Source organism: Ralstonia sp. 25C (genome assembly GCF_051904805.1).
GTDB lineage: Bacteria > Pseudomonadota > Gammaproteobacteria > Burkholderiales > Burkholderiaceae > Ralstonia.
In genome coordinates this window covers 3,116,693-3,142,580 of sequence record NZ_CP196737.1, presented here as the reverse complement: position 1 = coordinate 3,142,580, position 25,888 = coordinate 3,116,693, and the positions used below count along the sequence as shown (strand labels likewise).

The window sequence follows — 25,888 nt, the reverse complement described above, 5'->3', positions numbered from 1 at the left end:
CGGCTTCTTGCTCAATCCGGCCAACACGTTGGGCTCGCATCATGACGATACTCAGGGTTCTTGGTTCGGCCGCTGGCGGCGGCTTCCCGCAGTGGAACTGCAACTGCCGCAACTGCGACGGCGTACGACGCGGCACGCTACGCGCCACGCCGCGCACGCAGTCTTCCATCGCGCTGGGCGATGACCACCAGAACTGGATCATCGTCAACGCATCGCCCGACATCCTGGCGCAGTTGCGCGCGTCGCCGGCACTGCAACCGGCGCGCGCGCCGCGCGACACTGGCATCGTCGGCGTGATCCTGATCGACGCCCAGATCGACCACGTCACCGGCCTGCTGATGCTGCGTGAGCACCGGCAACCGCTACCCGTCTATGCATCGGCAGCGGTGCTCAGTGATTTGTCCACGGCGTTTCCCCTCACGCGCATGCTGTCGCACTACTGCGGGCTCGATACGCGGGTGTTGGCGTTGGATGGCTCCGCATTTTCCGTGGCGCCGCTCGATGCCGTGGAACTCACCGCGGTGCCGCTGGAAAGCAAGGCACCGCCCTACTCGCCGAGCCGCAACGCACACCGCAACGGCGACAACATCGGTCTGCGCATCGTCGATCGCAAGAGCGGGCGACGCGCCTTCTACGCACCGGGCCTCGCGCGCATTGAATCGCACGTATTCGAAGAGCTGAGCACCGCCGATGTCGTACTCGTAGACGGCACCTGCTGGACCGACGACGAGATGCTGGCGCTCGGCTTTTCCACCAAGACCGCCGCCGACATGGGCCACCTGGCGCAGTCCGGCCCCGGCGGCATGATTGAAACGCTCGACCGGCTACCCGCCGCGCGCAAGGTCCTCATCCACATCAACAACACCAACCCGATCCTCGATGAAGACTCGCCGCAACGTCGCGAGCTGGAAGCACATGGCATCGAGGTGGCTTACGACGGCATGGAAATCTCGCTATGACACACTCTGTTGCCTGGACCGCCCAAGAGTTTGAAGCCCGACTGCGCGCCAAGCAGGCGGGCTATCACATCCACCATCCGTTCAACCTGCGCATGCGCGCGGGCGAATGCACGCCGGAAGAGATCCGCACCTGGGTCGCCAACCGCTTCTACTACCAGGTCAATATCCCGCTCAAGGATGCGGCCATCCTTTCCAACTGCCCCGACCGTGACACCCGCCGCGAGTGGATCGTCCGCATCCATGACCACGACGGCGATGGTCATGGCAACGACGGCCGCCCCGGCGGCATCGAGAGCTGGGTACGCCTGGGCGAAGCGGTGGGCCTGAAGCGCAGCGAACTGTGGTCGCACCAGCATCTGTTGCCGGGCGTACGTTTTGCCGTGGATGCGTATGTCAACTTTGCGCGGCGGGCGCCGTGGCAGGAGGCGGTGTGCTCGTCGCTGACGGAGATGTTCGCGCCGGACATCCACAAGGAGCGGCTGGCCGGATGGCCCGAGCAGTATCCGTGGGTGCAGCCGGAAGGGCTGGCGTATTTCCGCTCGCGCATTCCGCTGGCCTCGCGCGATGTCGAACATGGCCTGCGCGTAACGCTCGACTATTTCCGCACTCCGGAGCAGCAACAGCGCGCGCTGGACATCCTGCAGTTCAAGCTGGACATCCTCTGGTCGATCCTTGATGCCATTCAACAGGCCCACGCCCATGACCCCGTCCCTGCCTGATCCAAGCCACCCCACCCTGCACCGGACCTTCCGCCTGCAGTGGGAAGACGCGCAGCAGAGCTGGGTGCTGCTGTACCCCGAGGGCATGGTCACGCTCAACGACAGTGCTGCCGCGATCCTGCAGCGCTGCGACGGCGCCCATACCCTCGACATGCTGATCGACGATCTGCAATCCGCTTTTGGCGTGCAGGGCATCGCGCCGGAGGTCCACGCCTTTGTCAAACATGCACTCGAACGCGGCTGGCTCATTTAACGCCGAGTCCTTGCTCGCACCGGCGGAGCCGCCTGTTCCGGGCCCACCGCTGTGGCTGCTGGCGGAGCTGACGTACCGCTGCCCGCTGCATTGCCCGTTCTGCTCCAACCCGGTGGACTACACCCGGCACGATCGCGAACTGACCACCGAGCAATGGTGCGATGTCTTCACGCAGGCGCGGGCGCTGGGCGCGGTGCAGCTTGGCTTGTCCGGCGGAGAACCGCTGCTGCGCAAAGACCTGGAAGCGCTGGTCGCACATGCGCACAAACTTGGGTTCTACGTGAACCTGGTGACGTCTGGTGTCGGCCTGACCGACGCGCGGCTTGGCGCATTGCGTGCGGCGGGGCTCGATCACATTCAACTGTCGTTCCAGGATTCCACGCGCGAGCTCAACGATTTTCTGTCGAGCACGCGCACCTTTGAGCTGAAGCGCTGCGTGGCGGACCTCATCAAGGCGCACGAGTATCCGATGGTGATGAACTGCGTGATGCACCGGCACAACCTGCCGCACGTGGGCGCCATCATCGACATGGCGTTGGAGATCGGCGCGGAGTATCTGGAGCTGGCCAACACGCAGTACTACGGTTGGGCTTGGGAAAACCGCCTGGCGCTGATGCCCACCATCGAGCAACTGCGCGAAGCCGAAGCTGTGGTGAATGACTACCGCGCGCGCATCGGCAAGCGCTGCCAGTTGCTCTATGTGGTGCCGGACTACTTCGAGCAGCGCCCGAAGAAATGCATGAACGGCTGGGGCACGACCTTTCTGGGTGTCGCGCCCGATGGCGTGGCGCTGCCCTGCCATTCCGCGCGCATGCTGCCGGGGTTGGACTTGCCCAACGTGCTGGAGATGCCGCTGAAAGCCATCTGGCAATCGAGCACGGCGTTTCAGCGCTATCGTGGCACGCAGTGGATGCCCGACCCGTGCCAGTCCTGCGACTCGCGCGAAGCCGACTACGGCGGCTGTCGCTGCCAGTCGTATCTGCTCACGGGCAATGCCGAACGCGCCGACCCCGTCTGCGGCAAATCGCCGGATCACGGCAGGCTGCAGACCGTCGTCCTACAAGGTCGGCTGGCCGCCATGGACCGCTTCGGCCAACTGCGCGATCACCGCGCCGACGAACTATCGATCGTGTTCCGCACGGACGCCAACTCTCGACGATTGACTTCGTCATAGCGAAAGAAAGGGCCGGACATTGCCGGCCCTGTTCTTTTGCGCGCTTCCGCGCTAGACATTGAATCAGCGGCTCAACACCCATGCCACGAGTTGCTGTGCCTCTTCTTCCTTGAGGTTTGGATGCGGTGGCATGGGAATGCGGCCCCATACCCCCTTACCGCCCTCGCGCACCTTTTGTACGAGCCGCGCCGGCGCTTCTGCGTCGCCCTTGTACTTGGCCGCCACGTCGGCAAACGCTGGGCCGACGATCTTGTTCTGCACGCTGTGGCACGAAAAGCAGCCGCTCTTGTCCGCCAGGGCTTGCATGTCTGGGGCAGCATATGCCGCCGCGCTGATGGCCGTTGACGCCAACGTCAACAGCGAAACCATTCCTTTACGCATGATGTCCTTCCAACACTTCGTGATGCTGTCATCGGCCGTGCCGGGCGTTGCGCCGTTGGGGGCACTACCCGGCACGGTGCAACCGAGTCCACTGAATCACTGAAATTGGTTTGGTGCTTGCCACGCCATGCGGGCGCATCGCGTCGTTGCAAATGCTCGCAATAGCCAGCTATTGCTGCGCTTTGCCCTTGCAGGGCGCGCATGTGCTTGCAAGCACATGCCGCTACGCAGGCGGATTGCGGTGCAATCCGAAACCCCTGCTTCGCCCTAGCGCTGCATCCCGCATGGCCTGTCCTTCACCTTCCATTTCAATGATTCAGCGGACTAGTTCTTGTGCAACTTGAACACCCAGACCGAACCACCCTGCTCCAGGAAGTTCACGCGCTTGGCCACTTCACCGCCCCACAGTGGCACAGCGCCGCCCCAACCGGAGACGACGGCCACGAACTGCTCGCCGTTGTCTTCCCACGTGACGGGCGGCGCGACGATGCCGCTGCCGGTCTGGAATTTCCACAGCTCCTTGCCGGTCTTGGCGTCCGCCGCCTTCAGGTAGCCCTCGGGCGTGCCCCAGAACACCAGGCCGCCGGCGGTTGTCATCACACCACCCCACAGCGGCGCGCTGTTCTTGATCTCCCATTCCAGCTTGCCGGTCTTGGGGTTGATCGCGCGCAGTGAGCCGATGTAGTCCTCATTGAGCGGCTTGATGGTGAAGCCGGCGCCCAGGTAAGCCGCGCCCTTCTTGTAGCTGATCGGCTCGTTCCAGATGTCCATGCCCCACTCGTTGGAGGGCACATAGAACAGGCCGGTCTGCGGGCTGTACGCCATCGGCATCTGGTTCTTGCCACCAAGGAAGCCCGGCGCCGCAAACACCGACTGGCCCTTTTTATCGTCACCGGTGGCGGCAGCCGGATCGCCAGGACGGTGGTCCGGCGAGTAGTTCGGGCGACCCGTCTTCAGGTCGATGCTGGTCGCCCAGTTGACCTTCACGAACGGGAACGCGTTGAGCAACTGGCCCGTCTTCGCGTCGTTCACGTAGAAGAAGCCGTTGCGGTCCGCCTTGGCGCCCACGCGCTTGCCGTCCATGTCGAACGTGACGAACTCGTTCACGCCGTCGAAATCCCAGCCGTCGTTCGGGGTGTTCTGGTAGTGCCAGACGATCTTGCCGGTGTCCGGGTCGATGGCGAGCGTGGATGACGAATACAGGTTGTCGCCCTTGCGGATATGGCTGTTCCACGGGCCAGGGTTGCCGGTACCGAAGTACACCAGGCCGGTCTGCGGGTCATACGTGCCGCCCAGCCAGGTCGATGCGCCGCCGGTCTTCCAGGTCTCACCGGGCCAACTGGCGTTGAGCGTGCCGGTGATGCCGTTCTCGGTCTTGTTGCCGTCCTTGTCGTACTTGTAGCCCATGTGGCCTTCGACAGTCGGGCGGGTCCAGATCAGCTCGCCGGTCTTGGCGTCGCGCGCTTCCACGCGACCCACCACACCGAATTCGCCGCCCGACACGCCCGTCAGCACCATGCCCTTCACGATCAGCGGCGCGGCGGTGTACGAATAGCCCGCAGCGTAGTCATCGATCTTCTCTTTCCAGACCACCTTGCCGGTGTCCTGGTTGAGCGCCACCAACTGCGCGTCCAACGTGCCGAAGATGACGAGGTTGTCGTACAGCGCGGCGCCGCGGTTCACCACATCGCAGCACGGCATGATGGCGTCCGGCAGGCGCTGCTCGTACTTCCAAAGCTTCTGCCCTGTCTTCAGGTCGATCGCGTAGATGCGCGAGTACGACGCGGTGACGAACATCTTGCCGTTGTAGATGAGCGGCTGGGCTTCCTGCCCGCGCTGCTTCTCGCCGCCAAACGAGAACGACCACGCCGGCACGAGCCGGTTGACGTTCTTCGTGTTGATCTTGGTGAGCCCCGAAAACCGCTGGCCTTGCGTCCCCATGCCCCAGGTCAGCACGTCGCCGGAAGACTTGGCGTCGTTCTGGATCATGGCGTCTGTCACAGGGGGCGTTGCTGCGGTAGCGGTGAGCGTTGCCGTCAGGCCTGCCGCCGCCAGCGTGATCACGCGTAGTGTCCTCATCGTTGTCTCCTACCTCTCTGTTGTTGTCAAAGTCCGCTGATGCGACAGTCGCACCGCACGGGTCCTTGGCAAGTCCCATGCCATCTGGCAAACGCAGAGGCACCGCGGCATCGCGCGCGTTTGCGCGCCGTGTTGTGCTTCACGCCGCAACACATCCCTGTTCTGTTGCGAAAAAATGGAGCAGGCACGTCACGCTGCTCCAATGCCCTATTGCCACGCATATCGCACTCCAATCCACACGCTGCGCGGCGCACCGGGCGCAACAAATTGCGCGTTAACCGGGTTGGCGCCGTTGAAGGTGTTGTTCGGTCCCGTAAAGGCATTTGCGCCCAGCACACCAAAGCTCTGGTAGCGGCGGTTGAACAGATTCGACACCGTGGCGAACACCTGCAGTTGCTTGGTCACCTGGTACGTCGTATCCAGATCGGCGAGGAAGTAGCCGGAGAGCTTGCCGTTGGCATCGGCGTTGTTCTCATCGCCACGCGCGTAGATGCTGCCGCGCCAGATCAGGTTGGTGCCGATCTTCCATTGGGGCGTGGCGGCGTAGTCAACGCGGAGCTTGATGGTGCTCTCGGGAATGCCGGGGATGCGGTCACCGGCTTTGATGTGGATATTGCCGTTGGCGTCCGCGCTGGAATTGCTGGGGCTGTGCTCGGTCCAGTCGGAGCGATAGGTCGCATTGACATAGCTGTAGCTCGCGCTGATGCCCAGCGGCCCCACTTGCGTGTGGGCCGCCAGCTCAAAGCCCTGCCGGCGCGTACGGCCCACGTTCTGGAAGAAACCCAGCGTGCTGGCCGCGCCGGCGCTCACGAATTGGATGTCGTCGTTGAGCGTCGTGCTGTAGGCGGCAGCGCTCCACGTCGTGGCCTCGCCCGCGCGACCGCGCATGCCAACTTCAAAGGTCTTGGAGATGACGGGCTTAAGCGGCGGATCGGCAATGAAGTTGTTCGGCAACGAACACGGCGCGGCGGGGTCCGCACATGCCAGCTCGATGGCGGTCGGTGCGCGCATGCCTTCGTTGTACGTCGCGTACACGGTCAGTTTGGGTGTCGGGTTCCAGTTCAGCCCGATGGCCGGGTTGAAGCGCGAGAACGTGTGATCGCCATCGAGCAGCGGTTGCGCGCCGCTGGCATCGCGGATGACGGCGCGCGCCCAGTTGTAGCGGCCCGCCAGCGTGAGCGTCCACTGCTTGGTGAGCGACAGCGTGTCGTTGAAATACACACCGAGGTTGCCGTTGCGCGTCTTCGCGTTGGTGGTTTGCGTAAAACCTCCGATGCCGACCGACGCGCGTGCATCGGTAAAGAAAGCGTCCTGCGTGCCCTGCGTAAAACCCGAGTTGGCAAAGTCCGCAGCGGCACCCACCACGAGCTGGTTCTCCATGCCGGCCAGCGTGCCCATGCGCGTCAATTGCACGCTGGCGCCATAGCTGTCGGTGGAGATGACGGACTGCGCGTTGTGCGACTGCACCGTATCGACATTGCCATTCGCATCCACACTGCCGAAGTCCTCGTTCACGTTGCTGCTGAGATTGGCGTTGCGGAAATGCCGGTAGTAGACGTTGCCGCTCAGCTGCAGATCGTCGTTGATGAAGTGGTCGCCCGACAGCGTGATGTACGCCGTGCTGTTCTTGTTCGTGTCGGGAAAGGTGTACGCCTGCGCCGGGTTGCTAAGGAACGAACGCGGAACCGTCTGGCTGCCCTGCAGCGTGTTGTCAGCGCCGCCCATCGACAGCGAAAGCGTGGTGTCCGCGCTGGTGTAGCGCAGCTTGCCGAATGCCTGACGCACGCGGCTGGCATTGTGGTCGGCCCAGCCGTTGTCGTTCAGGGCGCTGGCGCTGACGTAGTAATCCAGGTTGGCGCCGATCATGCCGCCCTGCTCCGCTTGAGCGGATTTGCGCCCCCACGAACCGCCGGACACTTCCGCGGAACCGCCCGGGTTCTGCTTGCCGTTCTTGGTGGCAATGGTGATGGCACCGCCCAGCGTGTTCAGCCCATAGGTCGGGTTCGAGCCCGGGATCAACTGGATGGTGTCGATCGCCATGCGGGGGATCAGGTCCCAGTTCACCACGTCGCCGAAGGGCTCGTTGGCGCGCACGCCATCCACGAACACCGACAAGCCCTGCGGTGTGCCCAGCACCGGCGATGCGGTAAAGCCGCGATAGTGGAGATCCGTCTGATACGGGTTGCCCTGCACCTCGTTGATGTCGACGCTGGGCAGGTTCTTCTCAAAGTCGTCGGTGAGCACCGTGCGGTGCTGGCTGCGCAAATCGCTGCCCCGCAGCGTCTGCACATTGGCGGAGACTTGCGACAGCGGTGTGCCAACGCCAAGCAGCGGCGTGGTGCCGATGACCGTGGTGGTGGCGAGCATCAGGCGAGCGTCGGCGTCGGCGTCGGCGGGTGCCGTCTGCGCGTGCGCGCAAAGCGGGCCGCAGGCCAGCGCACTCGCGTAACACAGGCGCAGCACGGCCTGATACGTCCGGCGCTGCGGCACGTTGGGACGGCGCATAGCCGTGTCTCCGAATGATTTTTTGACCCAGGTTCTTTGACCTGTAAGTCAGCGGGCAGGCGCGCGGTTGTCGCGGTTGTCGATCGCCACGCGCCTGCTGCCTTTGCTGCAGACGACTACACCATCAGAAGAAGCCCAGCGGGTTGACGTCGTAGCTCACCAGCAGGTTCTTGGTCTGCTGGTAGTGGTCGAGCATCATCTTGTGGGTCTCGCGGCCCACGCCCGATTTCTTGTAGCCGCCGAACGCCGCGTGCGCGGGGTACAGGTGGTAGCAGTTCGTCCACACACGGCCCGCCTTGATGGCGCGGCCGACGCGGTACGCGCGGTTGATGTCGCGCGTCCACAGGCCGGCGCCCAGACCGTATTCGGTGTCGTTGGCAATCTGGATGGCCTGCGCTTCGTCCTTGAACGTCGTCACAGCAATCACCGGGCCGAAGATCTCTTCCTGGAACACGCGCATGCTGTTGTTGCCCTTGAGCAGCGTCGGCTTGATGTAGTAGCCCTTCGACAGATTGCCGGGCAGCACTTCCACATCGCCGCCGACCAGGCATTCGGCGCCCTCTTCCTGCGCGATTTCCAGATAGCTGCGGATCTTGTAGAACTGCTGCTCCGAGGCTTGCGCGCCGACCATCGTTTCCGTGTCGAGCGGATCCCCACGCTTGATGGCCGCCACCTTGGTCATCACCGCATCCATGAAGCGGCTGTAGATGGATTCCTGCACCAGCGCGCGCGAGGGGCACGTGCACACCTCACCCTGGTTGAAGAAGCCGAGCACCAGGCCTTCAGCCGCCTTTTCGATAAAGCTCGACTCGGCCTGCATGATGTCTTCGAAGTAGATGTTGGGGGACTTGCCACCCAGCTCCACCGTCGACGGGATGATGTTCTCGGCCGCGCATTTCAGGATGTGCGAACCCACCGGCGTTGACCCCGTGAAGGCGATCTTGGCGATGCGCTTGCTGGTGGCCAGGGCCTCGCCAGCTTCCTTGCCGTAGCCGTGCACGACGTTGAGCACGCCCGCCGGCAGCAGGTCGCCAATCAGCTCCAGCAGCACGTTGATGCCCAGCGGCGTCTGCTCAGCCGGCTTGAGCACGATGCAGTTGCCGGCGGCCAGCGCCGGGGCCAGCTTCCAGGCGGCCATCAGCAGCGGGAAATTCCACGGGATGATCTGACCCACCACGCCCAGCGGCTCGTGGATGTGATACGCCACGGTGAATTCGTTGATCTCCGCAGCGGAACCCTCTTGTGCGCGGATGCAGCCGGCGAAGTAGCGGAAGTGATCGGCGGCCAGCGGGATATCGGCGTTCAGCGTTTCGCGCACGGGCTTGCCGTTGTCCCACGTTTCGGTCACGGCCAGCAGCTCAAGGTTCTGCTCGATGCGGTCGGCAATCTTGAGCAGGATCAGCGAGCGGTCCTGCGCCGAGGTGCGGCCCCATGCGTCGGCCGCGGCGTGGGCGGCGTCGAGCGCGCGCTCAATATCTTCAGCCGTCGAGCGCGGGAACTCGGCAATCGCCTCGCCCGTCACCGGCGTGGTGTTGGTGAAGTACTGGCCCTTGACCGGCGCAACGAACTCGCCGCCGATGAAGTTGCCGTAGCGCGGCTTGAACGAAACGATGGCGCCGGGCGTGCCGGGATGAGCGTAACGCATGGGATGTCTCCTGATGTATGAGTGATGACGTCAGCGTTGCTGTGTGCGGTGTGCGCTGTGTCCGTGCTGACTCTGCAAAAGGTGGGCCATCCCAAGATGTGGGGGTGCTGAGCGCCGGGCAATCGCCGTTTTGCCTTGCGCGCTCGTGGTGGTGCTCCAGAATGCAACACTCACTGTTCCAAAGCGCAACGCTCAAACCGCTTGCGCGCAGGTTCTGGAGCACGCGCCGCGTGGCATGACTTTCGCAATGCCACCGGTTGCCCTGAACCCACAAGAACACAATGAGACCGGCGTATCCCCATGCCACAGCCTTCGCGCGCGGCTGTGCCATTGCCGCCCTGGCCCTTGCTTGGCTGCCATCGCCCACATGGGCTGAGCCCAACGCTGACCCAGCAGGCTCGCCGCTGTGGTCGGCCATCCATCAGGAATTTCTGGGCAACGCGCCGGTCATGTTCGACAACCGTGTCCACGTGACCGGCCCAGCGTTTGCCGAAGACGCCATGCAAGTGCCGATTGCCTTCGATGCCTCGGCGCTCGGCAAGGTGGAGCGCATCGTCGTGGCAGTGGATCGCAATCCGATCCGCCAGGTGCTGGCGTTCGAGCCGATGCGGGCGCGGCCTGCGCTGTCGTTCCGCTTCAAGCTGCAGGAAGCATCGGCGGTGCGCGTGGCGGCGCGCACGCCAGATGGCGTCTGGCACATCGGCACGTTGATGGTGGATGCGACCGGCGGCGGTTGCACGCTGCCCGGTGCCACGCGCCAGAACGCTACCTGGAGCACCACGCTGAACCGGGTCGAATCGCGCGTGTTTCCCGGCTTCAACGGTGCGGGCACGCGCATCCGGTTGCGGGTGATGCATCCGATGGATACGGGCCTCGTCACCGGCATTCCGTCGTTCCATATCGAACGGCTGGAACTGCTGGATGCGAACCGTCAGCCCCTGCTTCGGCTAGCGTTGCACGAACCCGTGGCGGAGAACCCGATCTTCTCGTTCGACTTTGACGGCCCGGCCGAACGGGGTGTCTCGGTGGTGGGCGTTCGACAACAACGGCAACCGCATCCGCGCGCAGGTGACGCCATGAGCCACATGCGTGTTCTGTGGCTATGCCTCTTCATGCTGCCCGTCGGCGTGCTGGCCGAAAGCCTGGATTACCACCTCGTGCCACGCCAGGTGGCACCGGACGTCTGGGTGCTCGAAGGCGCCAATGCCGATTTCGCGCCCGGCAATGGCTGCAACATCATCAACACCGGGTTCATTGATACGGGCGACGGCGTGCTCGTCATCAATACGGGGCCATCCGCGCTGTACGGTGCGCAGCAGCGCCGCGCCATTGGCCAGGTCACCTCGGCGCCGGTGCGCTGGGTGTTCAACCTGAACCTGCATCCGGATTATTTTTTCGGCAACCAGGCCTATGCGGACGTTGGCGCGCAGGCGCTGCCGGGCACCATCACCGGGACGCAACAGGAAGGCGCCGCGTATGCCGACAACCTCTACCGCCTGTGCGGCGACTGGATGCGGGACACCGTGCCCACGCCACCCACCCAACCGTTGACGCCCGGCCAGCGCACCTTCGGCCGCCATCGCATCGATCTCATCCGGCTCGATGGTCATACGGCCGACGACCTCGTGCTGGTGGACCGCACCAGCGGCGTGGTGTTTGCGGGTGGCATCGCCTTTCATGACCGAATTCCGACGACGCCGCATGCGGACCTCGCCCGCTGGCTCGCCAGCCTGGACGCGCTCCAAAGCATCGTTTCGCAGAGCGGTGTGCGCGTGCTGATCCCGAGCCACGGCCCTGCCCTCGGCCACGCCGATGCCATCGCGCAGACGCGCCAATACTTACTGTGGCTGGATGCACGGCTGCGGCGCGCGGCGGAAGACGGACGCGATCTGGCGGAGGTACTCGCGATGCCGGTAGCGCCCGAGTACGCCCGCTGGGGCGGCATGCCCGCCGAGTACGTGCGCAATGTCACGCGCTTCTACCCGCGCTATGAAAGCGCGGCGTTGGCCCGCTGACATGGCCGAGGCGCGTGCTCGTCGACAGTGGATGCAGTTGATGTTTGCCCTCACCGTCAACCCATCGTTCAGCACACTCGCCGCACCGATGCGCGTGTCGCTGGTGCGGCTCCAAGACGGCCTGTACGCGGCCCGCGCCGACAATGCCGAAGCCACCCGCATCAACGCCGGTGAAGTCGTACCGACGCTGGTGCACATCACCGGCAATGGCGTGCTGGTGGTGGACCCAGGGCCACACCTCCATTGGGGCGATCGCTTGATTGCCGCCATCCGCAACCTCACCGCCGAGCCGATCCGCTGGGTGGTCAACACCCACGCGCACCCGGAGCATGTGTTGGCCAACGCCGCGTTTGCACGGCTGCAGCCGCGCCCGGCGTTTCTGGCGTCGGTTGCCACCGCCAACCTGATGCGGCAACGTTGCGACAGCTGCCTCGCGCGGCTGGCCCGCATGCTTGGCGAACGCGCGATGCGCGGCACACAGATCGTCATTCCCGAACCCGCCCTGCGCGACGGCGATTGGCTGCACACCGGCAAGACGGCGTGGCAGGTGCACGTCCACCCTGCGGCGCATAGTGCTTCCGATACCACGCTGTATGCGCCGCAGCGGCGCGTCTTGTGTGCGGGTGGACTCGCGTATCGGCAGCGCGTACCCGATCTGCAGGAGGGTTCGCTGCTTGGCTGGCGGCAAGCGCTGCGGGGCCTCGCGCAGTTGCCGACTGACATCGTGGTCGCCACGGCCATCGGCACGCCTGCGCAGATGCTGCAGCCGACGCTGTCGTATCTCGATGCCCTCAACACGTCGATTGCCGATGCGATCGAAGCCGGTGGAGACGGCGCACGCGCGCTCGACTACGCGCCGGGCCTGGCGTACCGCGACTGGCGCAACTTCCACCCCCGGCATGCGCTGAACGTGGCGCACGCCTGGCGCGAGCTGGAAGACCGCTGGATGGAGAACGCGCCACTGAAGTAGGCGCTGCACGCGCTGCTCCATTGCGGAACAGCCATCGAGACACCTGTTGCACCGAGTGTTGCGTCTCACCACACCGCCAGCATCCCGCCCATAGCGCGCAAACGTTATTCGAATCGCAACAACGCCTGTGAACGCATGGCAATCGGTTGCGAAACCGATGGTATGCATATTGCGCTGCCTCGCCCGGTCCGTGCCCAATCCGCCGGACCGATGACACGACAACCACAAAGACAATACGGAGACGACATGCAGAGCAAACACCTTCGCGACGCGTTCCTGGTGGCGAGCCTAGGCTGCGCGGCAAGCAGCGCCCTGGCGCAGTCCTCAGTCACGATCTACGGCACGATCGATGCCGGGCTGCAATACCGCAACCACAGTGCCGACAACACCGGCAGCCTGACGGAGATGCGCTCCGGCGGCATCAGCCCGAGCATCTGGGGCCTCAAGGGCACGGAAGACCTGGGCGGCGGGCTGAAGGCCACCTTCAACCTCGAAGGTCACTACAGCAGCGACACGGGTACGCTCACCACAGGCCCGGGCTTCAGCTCGGAACTCTTCCGCCGGCAAGCGAACGTGGGGCTCAGCGGCAACTGGGGCACCGTCACGCTCGGCCGCCAGTACAGCCCGGCGCTCATCGGCACCATCGGCACCGAAGCGCGGGGCTTCAAGGAGCAGTTCTCCAACCTGTTCGGCTGGGCCTACAACCAGTTGGCCGCACCCGCCAATGCCTTGGGTGCCGGCACCAACGCCGGCAACGACATCGGCGTGTTCACCGCCAACACGGTGCAGTACTCCAACAACTTCGGGCCGGTGTGGCTGGGCGTGGCGTACTCGCTGGGCGAGGCGGCAGGCAGCTTCAAGAAGGGCAACGAGCTTTCGCTGGGGGCCACGTACACCGGACCTGTGGTGGTCGGCCTGGGGTATCAGTCGATGGCGGACAACAACACCGGCGAGACGCTCAGCCGGTTGTGGAGCGCGGGCGTTGCGGTGCCGTTCAACGCCTTTACGGGCAGGCTCAACTTCATCGGCGTCACCAACAATGCACCGAGCGGTGCGCGTGTGTCCGACGTCAAGTCGATCGGCGCGGGCCTCGACTACAAATGGAGCGCGAGCAACACCGCCACACTCGCGGGCTACTACAGCAAGTACGAAAGCAGCGCGCACAACAGCTCGACCAAATCGATCGTGCTGAGCAACGACTACGCGTTCTCCAAGCGGACCACGCTGTACGCGCAATTGGTGTACGTGGATGCGGGTACGGTGGGCGCGGCGGATCCGCTGGAAAACCTCAAGACCACCATCGTGGCGGGGGGCACGGCGCCGGGCATGAAGACGGTGCTGGCCGGTGTCGGGCTGAAGCACTCGTTCTGATGCACTGATGGTCTGATGTTCTGACGCACGCAAAGCAAAAGCCCCTCGACCGTGAAGCCGAGGGGTCCTCGTACACCCAACCACCTTAGAAATTAGAACTTGTGGCGCACGCCCAGCATCACGCCCAACCGCGAGTTGTTGCCATACGTGTTGCCCGAGTTGTTGAACGCCGCCGCACTGTTCAACGCCACCCACGCGCCCTGCAGGTGCGTGTAGTCGATTTCGGCATACACATCGGTGCGCTTGCTGAACGCGTAGTCGAGCATGCCGGCGCTGGTCACGCGCTTACCGCTGGTGCCGAGGTGCTTCATCCAGTCGTATTGCACCGTGCCGATAAAGCTCAACGCGCCGGTCAGCGGCACCTTTGCGCCAACGTAAGCGGCCTGGTTCTTGTAGTCGGCCACGTCGAGTCGGCTGTTGGTGTAGCCCAGGTACCACGTGGCAATCGACGACTCCAGCTTGCCGCCGAAGCCCCACACCGTCTGCTTGCTGGCCAATGCTGCCGGCACCGCACTGAAGAACGCCGAAGACACATCGCGCGTCACTTGGTACACCGCGCCCACTTCCGCCGGACCCATGCTGTAGACGATCGAGCCCGCGCCCGCAGAGCTCTTGCTGAAGCTGCCCGCGGCCTCGCCAAACGTCCACGCGCCAGCCAGCTGCAGCCCGCCGAACGACTTGATGTACTTGACCGTGTTGTCATAGCGCAGGCCGGTGTAGTTGCCGCCCTGGTAGCCGACAATGGAGTTGTTGGCAAACGCCATCGCCTCGTACGAGGACAACACTTCGTGCGCCAGCGTGTACTGCCGGCCGAGGTAGAGCTTGCCGTAGTCGCTCTCCAGGCCCACCACGGCCGTGCGGCCAAACAAGCGTCCGCCCTGCTGGCTGTTGCCGGTATCGGGCGAGAAACCCGATTCAAGGATGAACATGGCCTTGGTGCCGCCGCCCAGGTCTTCAGTGCCGCGCAAGCCCCAGCGGCTGCCGGTGAGCACGCCGTCGGTCATCTGCAGGTTGTGGTTGCCCGCTGCGTTTTCATGCGTGCTGTAGCGGATAGTGGTGTCGATCAGCCCGTAGAGCGTGACGCCGCTTGTGGCTTGCGCCGCTGCCGGCAGGCTCGTGGCGCCAATCACTAGTGCGGCCAGTGCAGCCAGTGTTGTTTTGTTCATGATTCCTCCGTCTCCTCTTTTGATGTCGTGGTGTTACATGTGCGGCGGCTGCCCGCGCAGCCGGGTTAAGTTGAAGCGGCCCACGGCTGCACCGGCCGGGGTCGCCCGTGATGGTGGTTACCGGTCTGCCGTGGTGGCGCTGCGGCTCAGCTGCGCTTGCACGGCCATGCGCACGGCAGCGTTGGCCGCGCCGTAGCCGAGGTAACCGTTGCGTTGAACGAGTTCAAAGAAGAAGCGCTCGCGAAAGGGTTCGGTGTAGGTGTGCAGAAAATCGCCGTGCGCGTCGCGGTCGTAAAGCAGGCCGTCGTCGTGCAGGCGTGTGAGCAGCGCGTCGTCCAGCCCAAGGCGGGCGGCGACATCGTCGTAATAGTTCTCCGGCACGTGCTGCAGGCGAGCGCCGGCACGATCAATGGCTTCGATGGTCTCGAACAGCCGCTCCGTGCGGAAGGCAACGTGATGCACCCCGGAACCGGCGTACGCGGCAATGAACCGCCCGGTTGCCGTACGCCCGCTTTCCGACACGTTGAGCGGAATCCGCACGTTGCGGTCTGCGCTCACCATGGCGCGGCTTTTCACCAGGCCATACGGATCGGCAATCTCCTGCACCGCCTCGGCCTGCATGCCGAAGATGGCGCGGTAGAACAGCACAAAGCTGTCGAGCCGATGTGCGGGCAGCGCCTGCGCCACGTGGTCGATGGAAACGAGGCCGGTGGCGTCCGCCTGCGCGGTGGGCTGCAAAACGAAATCGCTCTCGTAGATGCTGCGGTCCGCATTACGGTCGTCGATCAGATAGAGCAGCGTGCCATCGGGCGCACGCAGCGCGGGGATGCTGCGCTCGCTGGGGCCCACCGGCCCGCGCCACTCCTGGCAGCACAGCGCCCGCGCGCGTTCCATTGCGCGTTCGGCATCGTCCACCTTCAGGCCGATCGCGCAGACAGACGGGCCATGCAGCTCGAAATGCTCTGACGCCGCGCTGTCCTGCTCCATGTTCAGGATCACGTTGACGCGGCCCTGCCGATACAGGTCCACCGCCTTGGACCGGTGGTGCCCCGCGAAGGCAAACCCGAGCGCACGCAGCCGCCCCTCCAGCTCGCGCCCGGCGGTGGCATCCACGGCAAATTCAAGGAAGTCCACGCCGTCAAAGCGTGCCGGTGCCGGCAGCGCTACCGCGCCGGCTTCCGATTCCAGCCACACGAGCGATCGCATGCCGTCTTGCGCCGTCGGCCGTGCGGGCGCGGAGCGGAACTCATCGTTGAACACTTCGAGCGACAGCGGGCCGGTGTAGCCGACCTCAAGCAAGGTGCGCGCAAATTCCGTCACCGGCAGATCGCCCTGGCCCGGGAAGTTACGGTGATGGCGGCTCCACGACAGCACATCCATCGACAGCTTGGGCGCATCGGCAAGCTGCACGAAGAAGAGCTTGTCCGCCGGCACGTCATGCAGCCCATCCAGCGTGTCGCCCAGCGACAGCGTGTGGAAGCTGTCGAGAATCAGCCCGAGCGCCGGGTGGTCCGCCTGCTTCACGATCTGCCACGCCTGGCGCCACGTCCGCGTGTGCCGGCCCCAGGCCAGCGCTTCATAGCCCACGCGCACCCCGCGCGGCGCGGCAAGCTCGGCCATCTGGCGCAGATCATCGGCGGCGCGTGCGGGATCGTCCACGGAGATGTCTTGCACGTTGCTGCAGACGAGGATGTCCTGCACACCCAGCTGCGCCATGACGTCGAACTTGCGTTCGGCGCGCGCCAGGTTGCGGGCAAGCTGCTCGCGCGGCATCGCCTCGAAATCACGAAACGGCTGGTACAGCATGATCGCCAGCCCCAGGTCTGATGCCATTTGGCGCACGCTGGCCGGCGAGCCGTCGAAATTCAGCAGGTCGTTCTCGAAGATCTCGACGCCGTCAAACCCGGCCGCGGCGGCGGCTTCCAGCTTTTCGGGCAGCGTGCCGGACAGGCACACGGTGGCGATGCATTTAGGACGGGGTCCCAGGTTGAGCGAACTCAGGGGCGAACTCGGGCGCGAACTCATGGCGATGCAGTGATGCGGCGTTCAATCGATGCCCGCAGCGTAGGTGGGCACCCCGTCCACTCACAAGCGTCATTCGCGCAACAACGTGCGATGATCGTACAATCACGCGCACATATCGTTCGTTTCTAGGGTTATCGCCATGAAGAAAGAACCGTTGGATCGGCGCGACTGGATTGCCGGCTTGGAAAAAGGGCTCGCCATTCTGGAGGCGTTCGACCACGAACACCCCCGGCTGACCCCCACCCAGGCGGCCGAATTGACCGGCCTCACCCGCACCGCCGCGCGCCGCTACCTGCTGACCCTGGAACACCTCGGCTACCTCACCAGCGAAGGCACGCTCTTCAGCCTGACGCCGCGCGTACTGAAGGTGGGCTGGTCGTACTTCGATTCCGCCCGGCTGCCGCGCACGGTGCAGCCGTTCCTGCAGCAGGTGACGGCCGCTGTGGGCGAAGTGGCCTACCTCAGCGTGCTCGACGATTGGGAACTGGTGTTCATCTCGCGCACCAGCACCAGTCGCGTCATGAGCACGGGCTTCGTGCTCGGCGCCCGCGTGCCGGCACCGCTGGCGTCGGCCGGCGTGTTGATGCTGGCCGCACAGCCCGAAGACGACGTCAAAACCTGGCTGGAAACCTGCGTGCTGACGCCCTATACGCCATACACCATCCTGCAGCGCGAACGCCTGCTCGATGAGATCCGCAAGGCCGGCCGCCAGGACTACGCCGTGGTTGAGCAGCAATTGCAGATCGGCGTGCGCGGCGTGGCCGTGCCGCTGCGCGATCGCCATGGCAACGTCGTGGCGGCATTGAGCGTGAACATGCAGATCGGCGAGGAAACCAGCGAGCAGGCCGTGCAGCGCGTGCTACGGGTGCTCCAAGACACGGCGCTTTCGATCATGCGCGTCCTGTAATCGACTGCGCACCCCCAACTCGGCCAGCCGCCTCCCCTTTTTCACAGCCCTCGGACTCGGAAGACTCGGAAAAACCCTTGAGTCGTGCGTTATTCGCACAGCGTTGTGCGATCATCGATCAATCCCCGCCGCGATTCGCTTGTGCCCCCCTTGGGTGGCGGACTACGCTGCGGTGCGTGTAACAGACACAGAGACACAGACGGCCCTTCAACACCGATAGGCCGCACAGATACCACTTGGAGACCACCATGACGGCAGCCGCCCACGAGCCCCAGGGCAAGCATCAGTCGAAGAAAGCCGCCGCCAGCGGCTGGATCGGCTCGGCGCTCGAATACTACGACTTCTTCATCTACGCCACCGCAGCGGCGCTGATCTTCCCGCAGATCTTCTTTCCGAAGGGCGATCCGAAGACAGCCATCATCGCTTCGCTGGCGACGTACGGCGTGGGCTATGTGGCGCGGCCGATCGGCGCGTTCGTGCTGGGGCATCTGGGCGACACGCACGGGCGCAAGAACGTGCTGCTGTGGTGCATGTTCCTGATGGGCATCTCGACGATCGGCGTAGGCCTGCTGCCGACCTACGATCAAGTCGGCCTGCTGGCGCCAACGCTGCTGGTAGTCATGCGCTTGATCCAGGGCTTTGCCGTGGCCGGTGAAATCTCCGGCGCCAGCTCGATGATCCTGGAGCACGCACCGTTTGGCCGACGGGGCTTCTTTGCCAGCTTTACGCTGCAAGGCGTGCAGGCGGGGCAGATTCTGGCGGCTGCCGTCTTCCTGCCGCTGGCGCACTACATGCCCGTCGAACAGTTCAACAGCTGGGGCTGGCGCATTCCGTTCCTGCTGAGCTTCGTGGTCATCATCGCCGGCTACGTCATTCGCCGTGAGGTGCACGAAACGCCGGCCTTTACCGCCGAGCAAAAGCAACAGGGCCGTCCCCGCTCCCCGGTGCTCGACGCCTTCAAGTACAGCTCGCCCGACATGCTGCGCGTGGTCTGCATGGCGCTGATGAACGTGATTCCGGTGGTGGCGACCATCTTCGGCGCGGCCTATGCAGTGCAACCAGCGTACGGCATCGGCTTCGCCAAGGACATCTATCTGTGGATCCCCGTGGTGGGCAATATCGTCGCGGTGCTGGTGATTCCGTACGTGGGTGACCTGTCTGACCGCGTCGGCCGCAAGCCGCCCATCATCATCGGCTCGCTGCTGGCCGGCTTGCTCGCGTTTGGCTATCTGTACGCCATCAGCATCAAGAACGTACCGCTGGCCTTTGGTATGTCGATCCTGATGTGGGGTGTGGTCTATCAGGGCTACAACGCGGTGTTCCCGAGCTTCTACCCCGAGCTGTTCCCGACCCGCACCCGTGTGTCGGCGATGGCGATTTCGCAGAACGTCGGCACCGCTATCACCGCCATGCTGCCGGCCCTCTTCACGGCTGTCGCGCCCCCCGGATCCGCCAACATCTGGCTGACCGTCGGTGCCATCGCCTTTGGTGTGACGGTGGTCGCGGCCATGGCTGCGCTCAGCGCCCGCGAAACCTACCGCATCCACATGGATGACCTGGGCCAGCCGACCGCACAGCCCGTCGACAAGGCCGAATATGCCCGCCAACGGGCCGGAGCCCTGGCCGCCTGAAACCCGTACGCAGAACCCCATGATCTCTGGAAAAACCACCCTCATCGCCCACATCGGCTACCCGACGGAGACCTTCAAGTCGCCGATGATCTACAACCCCTGGTTCGAGTCGAAGGGCATCGACGCCGTCGTCATGCCCATGGGGGTCAAGGCGGAGGACTACGCGCAGAGCTTTCCCGCCATCTGCCGCTTCACCAACTTCCGCGGCGCGCTGGTCACCATGCCGCACAAGGTGACCACGGTGGACATGGTGGATGAAGTGACGCCCGCCGTGCGCATTGCCGGCGCGTGCAACGCGGTGCTCAAGCGCGAAGACGGCACGCTGCTGGGCGATCAGTTTGATGGCGCCGGCTTCGTGCGCGGCGTGTTGCGCAAGGGGCGGCAGCTCGCGGGCGCACGCGTGTTGCTCTCGGGCGCGGGTGGTGTGGGTTCGGCCATCGCGGCCTCGCTGGCGGCGGCGGGCGTGGGCGAACTGGCCTTGTATGACACGCGTGCCGCGTCTGCGGAATCGTTGGCGCAACGCCTGCGCACGTACTACCCCGAGCTGGTCGTGCGCACGGGTTCGAACGACCCGGACGGTTTTGACGTGGTGGTCAACGCCACGCCGGTCGGCATGAAGGAAGACGACCCGCTGCCCTTCGACGTGTCGCGCATCGCCCCAAGCTGCTTCGTCGGCGAGGTAGTCATGAAGGCGGAATACACGCCGCTGCTGCGCGCCGTGCGCGACAAGGGCTGCGAAGTGCAGGTCGGCACCGACATGCTGTTCGAAATGATCCCTGCCTATCTCGAATTCTTCGGCTTCGGCACCGCGACGGCGGAGGAACTCAGGCACACTGCCGCCATTGCGTACTAAGCCATTGCCAACCGAGCACTTGGCGTTGCCTGAACACTGATGATTCGCCGCCCGCTGAGCTTTGCCCTGCTGCTGCCGCTGCTGCTCTCGGCGCAGCCGGTGGCGACCGACAGCTACCTTCCCGCCTTACCCGCCATTGCGCAGGCATTGGGCTCGGCCAGTACCAGCCTCACGGTGTTCGCACTCGCCTTTGGTATTGGGCAATTGCCGATGGGCAGCCTGGCCGACCGCTTCGGGCGCCGGCACGTGCTACTGGTGGGGCTGGCCTGCTACGCCATCGCCGCGCTGGCCGGTGCACTGGCGGTGAGCGCCGCCATGCTGACCGCCGCGCGCGCCCTGCAAGGCTTTTCCATGGCGGCCATCCTGGTGTGCGCGCGTGCCGCGGTGCGCGATCTCCACCCTGCCCGCGATGGCCCACACGTCATGGCGCGGGGCCTCACCGGCCTGGGCTTTGTCGCATTGGTGGCGCCGATTCTGGGCGCCTTTGTCGCGCAACATGCCGGCTGGCGCTGGGTGCTCGCATGCATGAGCCTGTACGCCATCGTGCTGTGGGTCATGTGCTGGCGTGGCTTTGCCGAAACCAAGCAGGCACACCCGCAGCAGGCCGGCGGCGTACGCGAGATTTTTGCCAGCGCGGAATTCCGCCGCTGGGCGCTGGTGGCCGCCACGACCTACGCCGGCATCTTCTGCTTTCTGCTGCTCTCGCCGATGGTCTATATCGGCTATCTGGGCCTCTCCCCCGCGTTGTACGGGTGGATACCGGCCGGCGGTTCGCTCGTCTACATCGTGAGCACCACCGTCTGCCGGCGCCTCTTGCGGCGCCAGAGCCTCGTGCGCACCGTGCAGCAAGGCGCCACACTCAGCCTGTGCGGTGCCGGCATCCAGGGGCTGGGGTGCTGGCTCCTGCCCGGCGAGGCGTGGCCGCTGCTGCTCGGGCATGGTGTCTATTGCATGGGGCACGGCATCCACCAGCCCTGCGGGCAGGCGGGCGCCGTGAGCGATCTGCCACACCTGGCCGGGCGCGCCGTGTCATGGTCGGGCTTCATCATGATGCTGGCGGCGTTCTGCCTGGGACAGACGGCGGCAGCCTTCGACGATGCATCGCACAGCCTCGGCGCCTGGCCGATGGTGGTGCCCATGATGATCGCCGGCACCGCGCTGGCCTATATCGCCTTCTTCAGACTGCCGAAACTGCGGACTGCGGCTTAGTAAGCCCACTGCCGTGTTGCGCAGGGCCTCGCCTGCGCCCCCGCGCCCGTGGTACAAGACACGGTGTTCCATTCATTGTTTCGCCACAGGAGTTCAACCATGGCCCGCGATGCCGACCTGCCCTTCAAGACCGCCGGTCTGGAGTTCATCGAGTTCGCCACGCAAGAGCCGGCCTCGCTCGGCAGCATGTTCGAGTCGCTCGGCTTCAAGGCCATCGCGCGGCACGTCAGCAAAAACGTCACGTTGTACCGCCAGGGCGACATGAATTTCCTCGTCAACGCAGAGCCCGACTCGTTCGCGCACCGCTGGGCCGAGGAATACGGCGTCGGCATCTGCGCGATCGGCATCCGCGTGAATGATGCACAGCACGCCTACGAACGCGCCGTCGAGCTCGGCGCATGGCCGGCCGAAGGCGAGCCCATCGGCCCGGCCGAACTGGTGATCCCTGCCATCCAGGGTGTCGGCGATACGCACCTGTACTTTGTCGACCGTTGGCGCGGCAAGCACGGCGCCAAGGGCGGCCTGGGCGACATCTCCATCTACGACATCGACTTCCGCCCGCTGGACACGGCCACCGCGCATGAAGACTGGCACCACACCGGCGTTGGGCTCGCGCGTGTCGACCACCTCACGCAGACCGTCGGCGCCGGCCGCCTGCAGGACTGGATCGATTTCTACCGCAACCAGCTCGGCTTTCGCGAAATCCACGAATTGCACGCTAACTGGCACGTGGCGCCGGATTCGCGCGTGATGGTGTCGTCGTGCGGCACGATCCGCATTCCGCTGTATGAAGAGGGCACGCACCGCGCCCACCTGATGCACGCCTACCTGCCCGATCACCCCGGCGAAGGCGTGCAGCACATCGCGCTGGCCACCGACGACATCGTGCGCACCGCAGCCGCACTGGCCGCCAACGGCGTCACCTTTGTCGAACCGCCGGCGCACTACTACGACACCATCGACGCCCGCCTGCCCGGTCATGGGCTCGACATCGCCACGCTGCGTCGCTACGGCATCCTGATCGACGGGGAAATCGTCGATGGCGTACCGAAGTTGTTCCTGCAAACCTTCGTCAGGCGCCACCCGGGTGAGATCTTTTTCGAGATCGTGCAGCGGCGTGGTCACCACGGGTTCGGTGAAGGCAACCTCGCCGTGCTGACGGCGGCCATGGGCGGAGCGTAAGCGGCCAGGCGTCCCCTACGACGGCTGCGTCATTCGGTCTGCCCGGCGCGCGCAAAGATGTCCCAGCTCGCCATGAACAGCGCAGCGACCAGCGGCCCGATGACGAAGCCCGTAATGCCAAACAGCTCCATCCCGCCCAGCGTGGATACCAGCACCACCCAGTCGGGCATCTTGGTGTCCTTGCCGACGAGCAGCGGACGCAGCAGGTTGTCCACCAGCCCGATCACGCCGCCGCAGAAGGCCACCAGGATCACGCACTTCCACACCGCACCGATCATCAGGAAGTAGATCGCCACCGGCACCCACACCAGGCTCGCGCCAATCGCGGGCAGCAGCGACAGAAACGCCATCAGCGCGCCCCACAGCACCACGCCGCTGATCCCGAGCGCCCAGAAGATGAGGCCGCCCAGCGCCCCCTGCACCAGCGCCACGACAATGTTGCCCTTGACGGTGGCACGCACCACCGTCGTGAACTTGCTCAGCAGCAGTTGCTTGTGCTCTTCATCCAGCGGCAACGCCCGGCGCACACGGTTGCCGATCTCACTGCCATCGCGCAGCAGAAAGAACACCATGTACAGCATCACCCCAAAGCCGACCACGAACTGGAACGTGTTCTGTCCAATGCTGAGCGCCTGGGCGGCGGCAAACTGGCTGATCTGCGCAGCGCCGTCGGTGAGTTTTTTCTGCAGACCGGCAATGTCGGCCAGCCCCCATTTGGCCAGCAGGTTCTGGACAGACGTCGGCAGCGCCTGCATGCCCTGCTGGAAATACGCGGCGTAGTTCAGCTTTGCGCTCTGGATTTCCTGATAGGCCACCGTGATTTCCTGCACGATGGTCGCCGCCACGAACACCAGCGGCAAAATCACGATCACAACGATCAAGGTCAGCGTGACCAGCGCGGCAAGATTGCGCCGCTTGCCGAAGCGCGCCGCCAGCCAGCGCTGCACGGGCTGAAACAGAATCGCCAGAATCGCCCCCCAGAACACCGCGCCCACAAACGGCGACAGAATCCAGCCGAGACCGATGGTGACGGCGGCGAGCAGGAGGTAGAAGAACTTTTGGCGGTCGGTTTTGCTATCCATGAGGGCCGTCGCGTGAAGGTGGGTCTGATGGCCCGGCACGGCACCGGGCGGTCGAAACGGGAGTGTGCCCGCAAAGCGGGGGTTGTCATAGGTGCCGCAATCAGCGTGCGCGAAGGCGCTGCGGCCCATGGGTAGCGTGCATGCGCCCAATGACGGGGAGATGCGCCCGATTGATGGGCCGGAAAAACAAAAACCCCGTAAGTCGGAGACCTACGGGGTTTTTGGCTACTGCTGGCGGAGAGGGTGGGATTCGAACCCACGGTACCGTCGCCGGTACGCCTGATTTCGAGTCAGGTACATTCGACCACTCTGCCACCTCTCCGGTAACTGGGTCGCTGAATCGCGAAACCGCGACTATAACAGACTTTTTCCGCCGAAATCAAGAGGTGCGGAACAACGTCATCAAATTGCCGGTTTCAGCACTTCCTGGCCGCCCAGATACGGGCGCAGCGCCGTCGGCACCGTCACCGAGCCATCCGCGTTCTGGTAGTTCTCCAGCACGGCCACCAGCGTGCGGCCCACGGCGAGGCCCGAGCCGTTGAGCGTGTGCACCAGCTCCGGCTTGCCCTGCGCGTTACGGAAACGGGCTTGCATGCGGCGCGCCTGGAAATCGCCCATGTTCGAGCACGAGCTGATCTCGCGGTACGTGTTCTGCGCCGGAATCCACACCTCGATGTCGTACGTCTTGGTGCTGCCAAAGCCCATATCGCCCGTGCACAGCACGACGGTGCGGAACGGCAGTTCCAGCTTGCGCAGGATGTTCTCCGCGCAGTTCGTCATGGCGTCCAGCGCGGCGGCCGACGTTTCGGGCTGCACGATCTGCACCATCTCAACCTTGTCGAACTGATGCTGGCGGATCATGCCGCGCGTGTCCTTGCCGTACGAGCCGGCTTCCGAGCGGAAGCACGGCGAATGCGCAGCGAACATCATCGGCAGCGCATCTGCGGCGATGATCTCATCGCGCACCAGGTTCGTGAGCGGCACCTCGGCGGTCGGGATCAGGTAGAAGTTTTCAACGCGCTCGCCGTCTTCGCCCTCGGCACCGTGACCCATCTTGCGCGGCACGCGGAACAGGTCTTCCTCGAACTTCGGCAATTGGCCCGTGCCACGCATCGACGCAGCGTTGACGATGTACGGCACGTACGCTTCGGTGTAGCCGTGTTCCTGCGTGTGCGTGTCGAGCATGAACTGCGCGAGCGCGCGATGCAGACGCGCCACCTGCCCCTTGAGCACCGTGAATCGCGCGCCCGACAGCTTGGCACCAGCGTCAAAATCCAGCCCCAGCGCGGCACCCAGGTCCACGTGATCCTTGACCGGGAAGTCGAACGTGCGTGGCGTGCCTTCGCGGCGCACTTCCACGTTCTGCGTTTCGTCGCGGCCGGCCGGCACGCTTTCGTGCGGCAGGTTCGGGATCGATAGCATCAGGTCCTGCACCTTGGCCTGCACCACGTCGAGCTGCGCGGCGGAGGCCTTCAGCTCGTCACCGATGCCCGACACCTCGGCCATCACGGCCGAGGCATCCTCGCCCTTGCCCTTGAGCATGCCGATCTGCTTGGACAGGCTGTTGCGGCGGGCCTGCAGCTCTTCGGTGCGGGTCTGGATGGCCTTGCGTTCGGCCTCGAGCGCGGCGAAACCGGCCACGTCGAGCACGTAGCCGCGGTCTTTGAGGCGCGCGGCAACGGCGTCGATGTCTTTGCGCAGCAGTTGGATATCAAGCATGGTGGGAGAGAACCGAGGATTGCGAACGATCGATCTGAAAGAT

General features: G+C 64.7%; 20 protein-coding genes, 1 tRNA gene and 1 pseudogene. 13 read left to right on the top strand and 9 right to left on the bottom strand.

The window, feature by feature from the left end:
* Nucleotides 1-41 precede the first annotated feature (41 nt).
* From pqqB to pqqE, 4 genes are read left to right on the top strand one after another with little or no spacing between them, the layout of a single operon-like run.
* Complete coding sequence (gene pqqB, locus ACS7SF_RS14735) at nt 42-959, top strand: pyrroloquinoline quinone biosynthesis protein PqqB (protein ID WP_439890463.1); 918 nt, start codon at nt 42-44, stop codon at nt 957-959.
* A complete protein-coding gene (gene pqqC, locus ACS7SF_RS14730) occupies nt 956-1,678 on the top strand; it encodes a pyrroloquinoline-quinone synthase PqqC (RefSeq protein ID WP_439890462.1) in 723 nt (240 codons plus the stop codon). Before pqqB ends, pqqC begins: the two co-directional genes overlap by 4 nt.
* Nucleotides 1,659-1,931: a pyrroloquinoline quinone biosynthesis peptide chaperone PqqD gene (pqqD, locus tag ACS7SF_RS14725; protein WP_426397605.1), complete on the top strand. Its 273-nt coding sequence runs from the start codon at nt 1,659-1,661 to the stop codon at nt 1,929-1,931. Before pqqC ends, pqqD begins: the two co-directional genes overlap by 20 nt.
* A complete protein-coding gene (pqqE, locus tag ACS7SF_RS14720; protein WP_439890461.1) occupies nt 1,903-3,105 on the top strand; it encodes a pyrroloquinoline quinone biosynthesis protein PqqE in 1,203 nt (400 codons plus the stop codon). The genes pqqD and pqqE overlap by 29 nt, the downstream gene beginning before the upstream one ends.
* 63 nt (nt 3,106-3,168) lie before the next feature.
* Here the strand turns inward: pqqE and ACS7SF_RS14715 are convergent, their stop codons facing one another.
* The 4 genes from ACS7SF_RS14715 to exaC all read right to left on the bottom strand — a co-directional run bounded on the left by ACS7SF_RS14715 (nt 3,169) and on the right by exaC (nt 9,715).
* Nucleotides 3,169-3,486 (bottom strand): c-type cytochrome, encoded by a 318-nt coding sequence (locus ACS7SF_RS14715; RefSeq protein ID WP_366171895.1) that lies wholly within the window; start codon nt 3,484-3,486, stop codon nt 3,169-3,171.
* Between the two features lie 324 nt (nt 3,487-3,810).
* The gene (locus tag ACS7SF_RS14710) at nt 3,811-5,565 is read right to left on the bottom strand and encodes a PQQ-dependent methanol/ethanol family dehydrogenase (protein WP_439890460.1); all 1,755 of its coding nucleotides are present in this window, start codon (nt 5,563-5,565) and stop codon (nt 3,811-3,813) included.
* A 207-nt stretch (nt 5,566-5,772) separates the two neighbouring features.
* Nucleotides 5,773-8,070 carry a TonB-dependent receptor gene (locus tag ACS7SF_RS14705; RefSeq protein ID WP_439890459.1) on the bottom strand — a complete coding sequence of 766 codons (2,298 nt, stop codon included), beginning with the start codon at nt 8,068-8,070 and terminating at the stop codon, nt 5,773-5,775.
* A 124-nt stretch (nt 8,071-8,194) separates the two neighbouring features.
* Nucleotides 8,195-9,715, bottom strand: a complete 1,521-nt coding sequence (exaC, locus tag ACS7SF_RS14700; RefSeq protein WP_439890458.1) for an acetaldehyde dehydrogenase ExaC — start codon at nt 9,713-9,715, stop codon at nt 8,195-8,197.
* A gap of 247 nt (nt 9,716-9,962) precedes the next feature.
* Between exaC and ACS7SF_RS14695 the strand changes: the two are divergent.
* From ACS7SF_RS14695 to ACS7SF_RS14680, 4 genes and pseudogenes are all read left to right on the top strand, one after another.
* Nucleotides 9,963-10,795 (top strand): annotated as a pseudogene (locus ACS7SF_RS14695) (quinoprotein dehydrogenase-associated SoxYZ-like carrier).
* Complete coding sequence (locus ACS7SF_RS14690) at nt 10,792-11,730, top strand: quinoprotein relay system zinc metallohydrolase 1 (RefSeq protein ID WP_439890457.1); 939 nt, start codon at nt 10,792-10,794, stop codon at nt 11,728-11,730. Before ACS7SF_RS14695 ends, ACS7SF_RS14690 begins: the two are co-directional and overlap by 4 nt.
* A 40-nt stretch (nt 11,731-11,770) precedes the next feature.
* Nucleotides 11,771-12,700: an MBL fold metallo-hydrolase gene (locus tag ACS7SF_RS14685; protein ID WP_439890456.1), complete on the top strand. Its 930-nt coding sequence runs from the start codon at nt 11,771-11,773 to the stop codon at nt 12,698-12,700.
* A 246-nt stretch (nt 12,701-12,946) separates the two neighbouring features.
* A complete protein-coding gene (locus tag ACS7SF_RS14680) occupies nt 12,947-14,071 on the top strand; it encodes a porin (RefSeq protein ID WP_439890455.1) in 1,125 nt (374 codons plus the stop codon).
* A gap of 92 nt (nt 14,072-14,163) precedes the next feature.
* On the opposite strand, the gene ACS7SF_RS14675 is transcribed toward ACS7SF_RS14680, so the two are convergent.
* Entirely contained in the window at nt 14,164-15,237 is a 1,074-nt protein-coding gene (locus ACS7SF_RS14675; RefSeq protein WP_439890454.1) for a porin, read from the bottom strand.
* Nucleotides 15,238-15,354: 117 nt separating this feature from the next.
* Nucleotides 15,355-17,262 carry a bifunctional sugar phosphate isomerase/epimerase/4-hydroxyphenylpyruvate dioxygenase family protein gene (locus tag ACS7SF_RS14670; protein ID WP_439890453.1) on the bottom strand — a complete coding sequence of 636 codons (1,908 nt, stop codon included), beginning with the start codon at nt 17,260-17,262 and terminating at the stop codon, nt 15,355-15,357.
* A 139-nt stretch (nt 17,263-17,401) separates the two neighbouring features.
* Between ACS7SF_RS14670 and ACS7SF_RS14665 the strand changes: the two genes are divergently transcribed.
* The 5 genes from ACS7SF_RS14665 (at nt 17,402) to ACS7SF_RS14645 (ending at nt 23,044) form a co-directional block, all read left to right on the top strand.
* Nucleotides 17,402-18,169, top strand: coding sequence for an IclR family transcriptional regulator domain-containing protein (locus ACS7SF_RS14665; protein WP_439890452.1), 768 nt, complete (start codon nt 17,402-17,404; stop codon nt 18,167-18,169).
* Between the two features lie 248 nt (nt 18,170-18,417).
* Nucleotides 18,418-19,800 carry an MFS transporter gene (locus ACS7SF_RS14660; protein WP_439890451.1) on the top strand — a complete coding sequence of 461 codons (1,383 nt, stop codon included), beginning with the start codon at nt 18,418-18,420 and terminating at the stop codon, nt 19,798-19,800.
* Between the two features lie 19 nt (nt 19,801-19,819).
* Nucleotides 19,820-20,653: a shikimate dehydrogenase family protein gene (locus ACS7SF_RS14655; protein WP_439890450.1), complete on the top strand. Its 834-nt coding sequence runs from the start codon at nt 19,820-19,822 to the stop codon at nt 20,651-20,653.
* Between the two features lie 39 nt (nt 20,654-20,692).
* Nucleotides 20,693-21,862: an MFS transporter gene (locus ACS7SF_RS14650; RefSeq protein ID WP_439890449.1), complete on the top strand. Its 1,170-nt coding sequence runs from the start codon at nt 20,693-20,695 to the stop codon at nt 21,860-21,862.
* A 99-nt stretch (nt 21,863-21,961) separates the two neighbouring features.
* A complete protein-coding gene (locus ACS7SF_RS14645; RefSeq protein ID WP_439890448.1) occupies nt 21,962-23,044 on the top strand; it encodes a 4-hydroxyphenylpyruvate dioxygenase family protein in 1,083 nt (360 codons plus the stop codon).
* Nucleotides 23,045-23,073: 29 nt separating this feature from the next.
* On the opposite strand, the gene ACS7SF_RS14640 is transcribed toward ACS7SF_RS14645, so the two are convergent.
* The 3 genes from ACS7SF_RS14640 to serS form a co-directional block, all read right to left on the bottom strand.
* A complete protein-coding gene (locus tag ACS7SF_RS14640) occupies nt 23,074-24,126 on the bottom strand; it encodes an AI-2E family transporter (protein ID WP_439890447.1) in 1,053 nt (350 codons plus the stop codon).
* A 232-nt stretch (nt 24,127-24,358) separates the two neighbouring features.
* A tRNA-Ser gene (locus ACS7SF_RS14635) sits at nt 24,359-24,448 on the bottom strand.
* 80 nt (nt 24,449-24,528) lie between these two features.
* Nucleotides 24,529-25,845: a serine--tRNA ligase gene (gene serS / locus ACS7SF_RS14630; protein ID WP_439890446.1), complete on the bottom strand. Its 1,317-nt coding sequence runs from the start codon at nt 25,843-25,845 to the stop codon at nt 24,529-24,531.
* Nucleotides 25,846-25,888 lie beyond the last annotated feature (43 nt).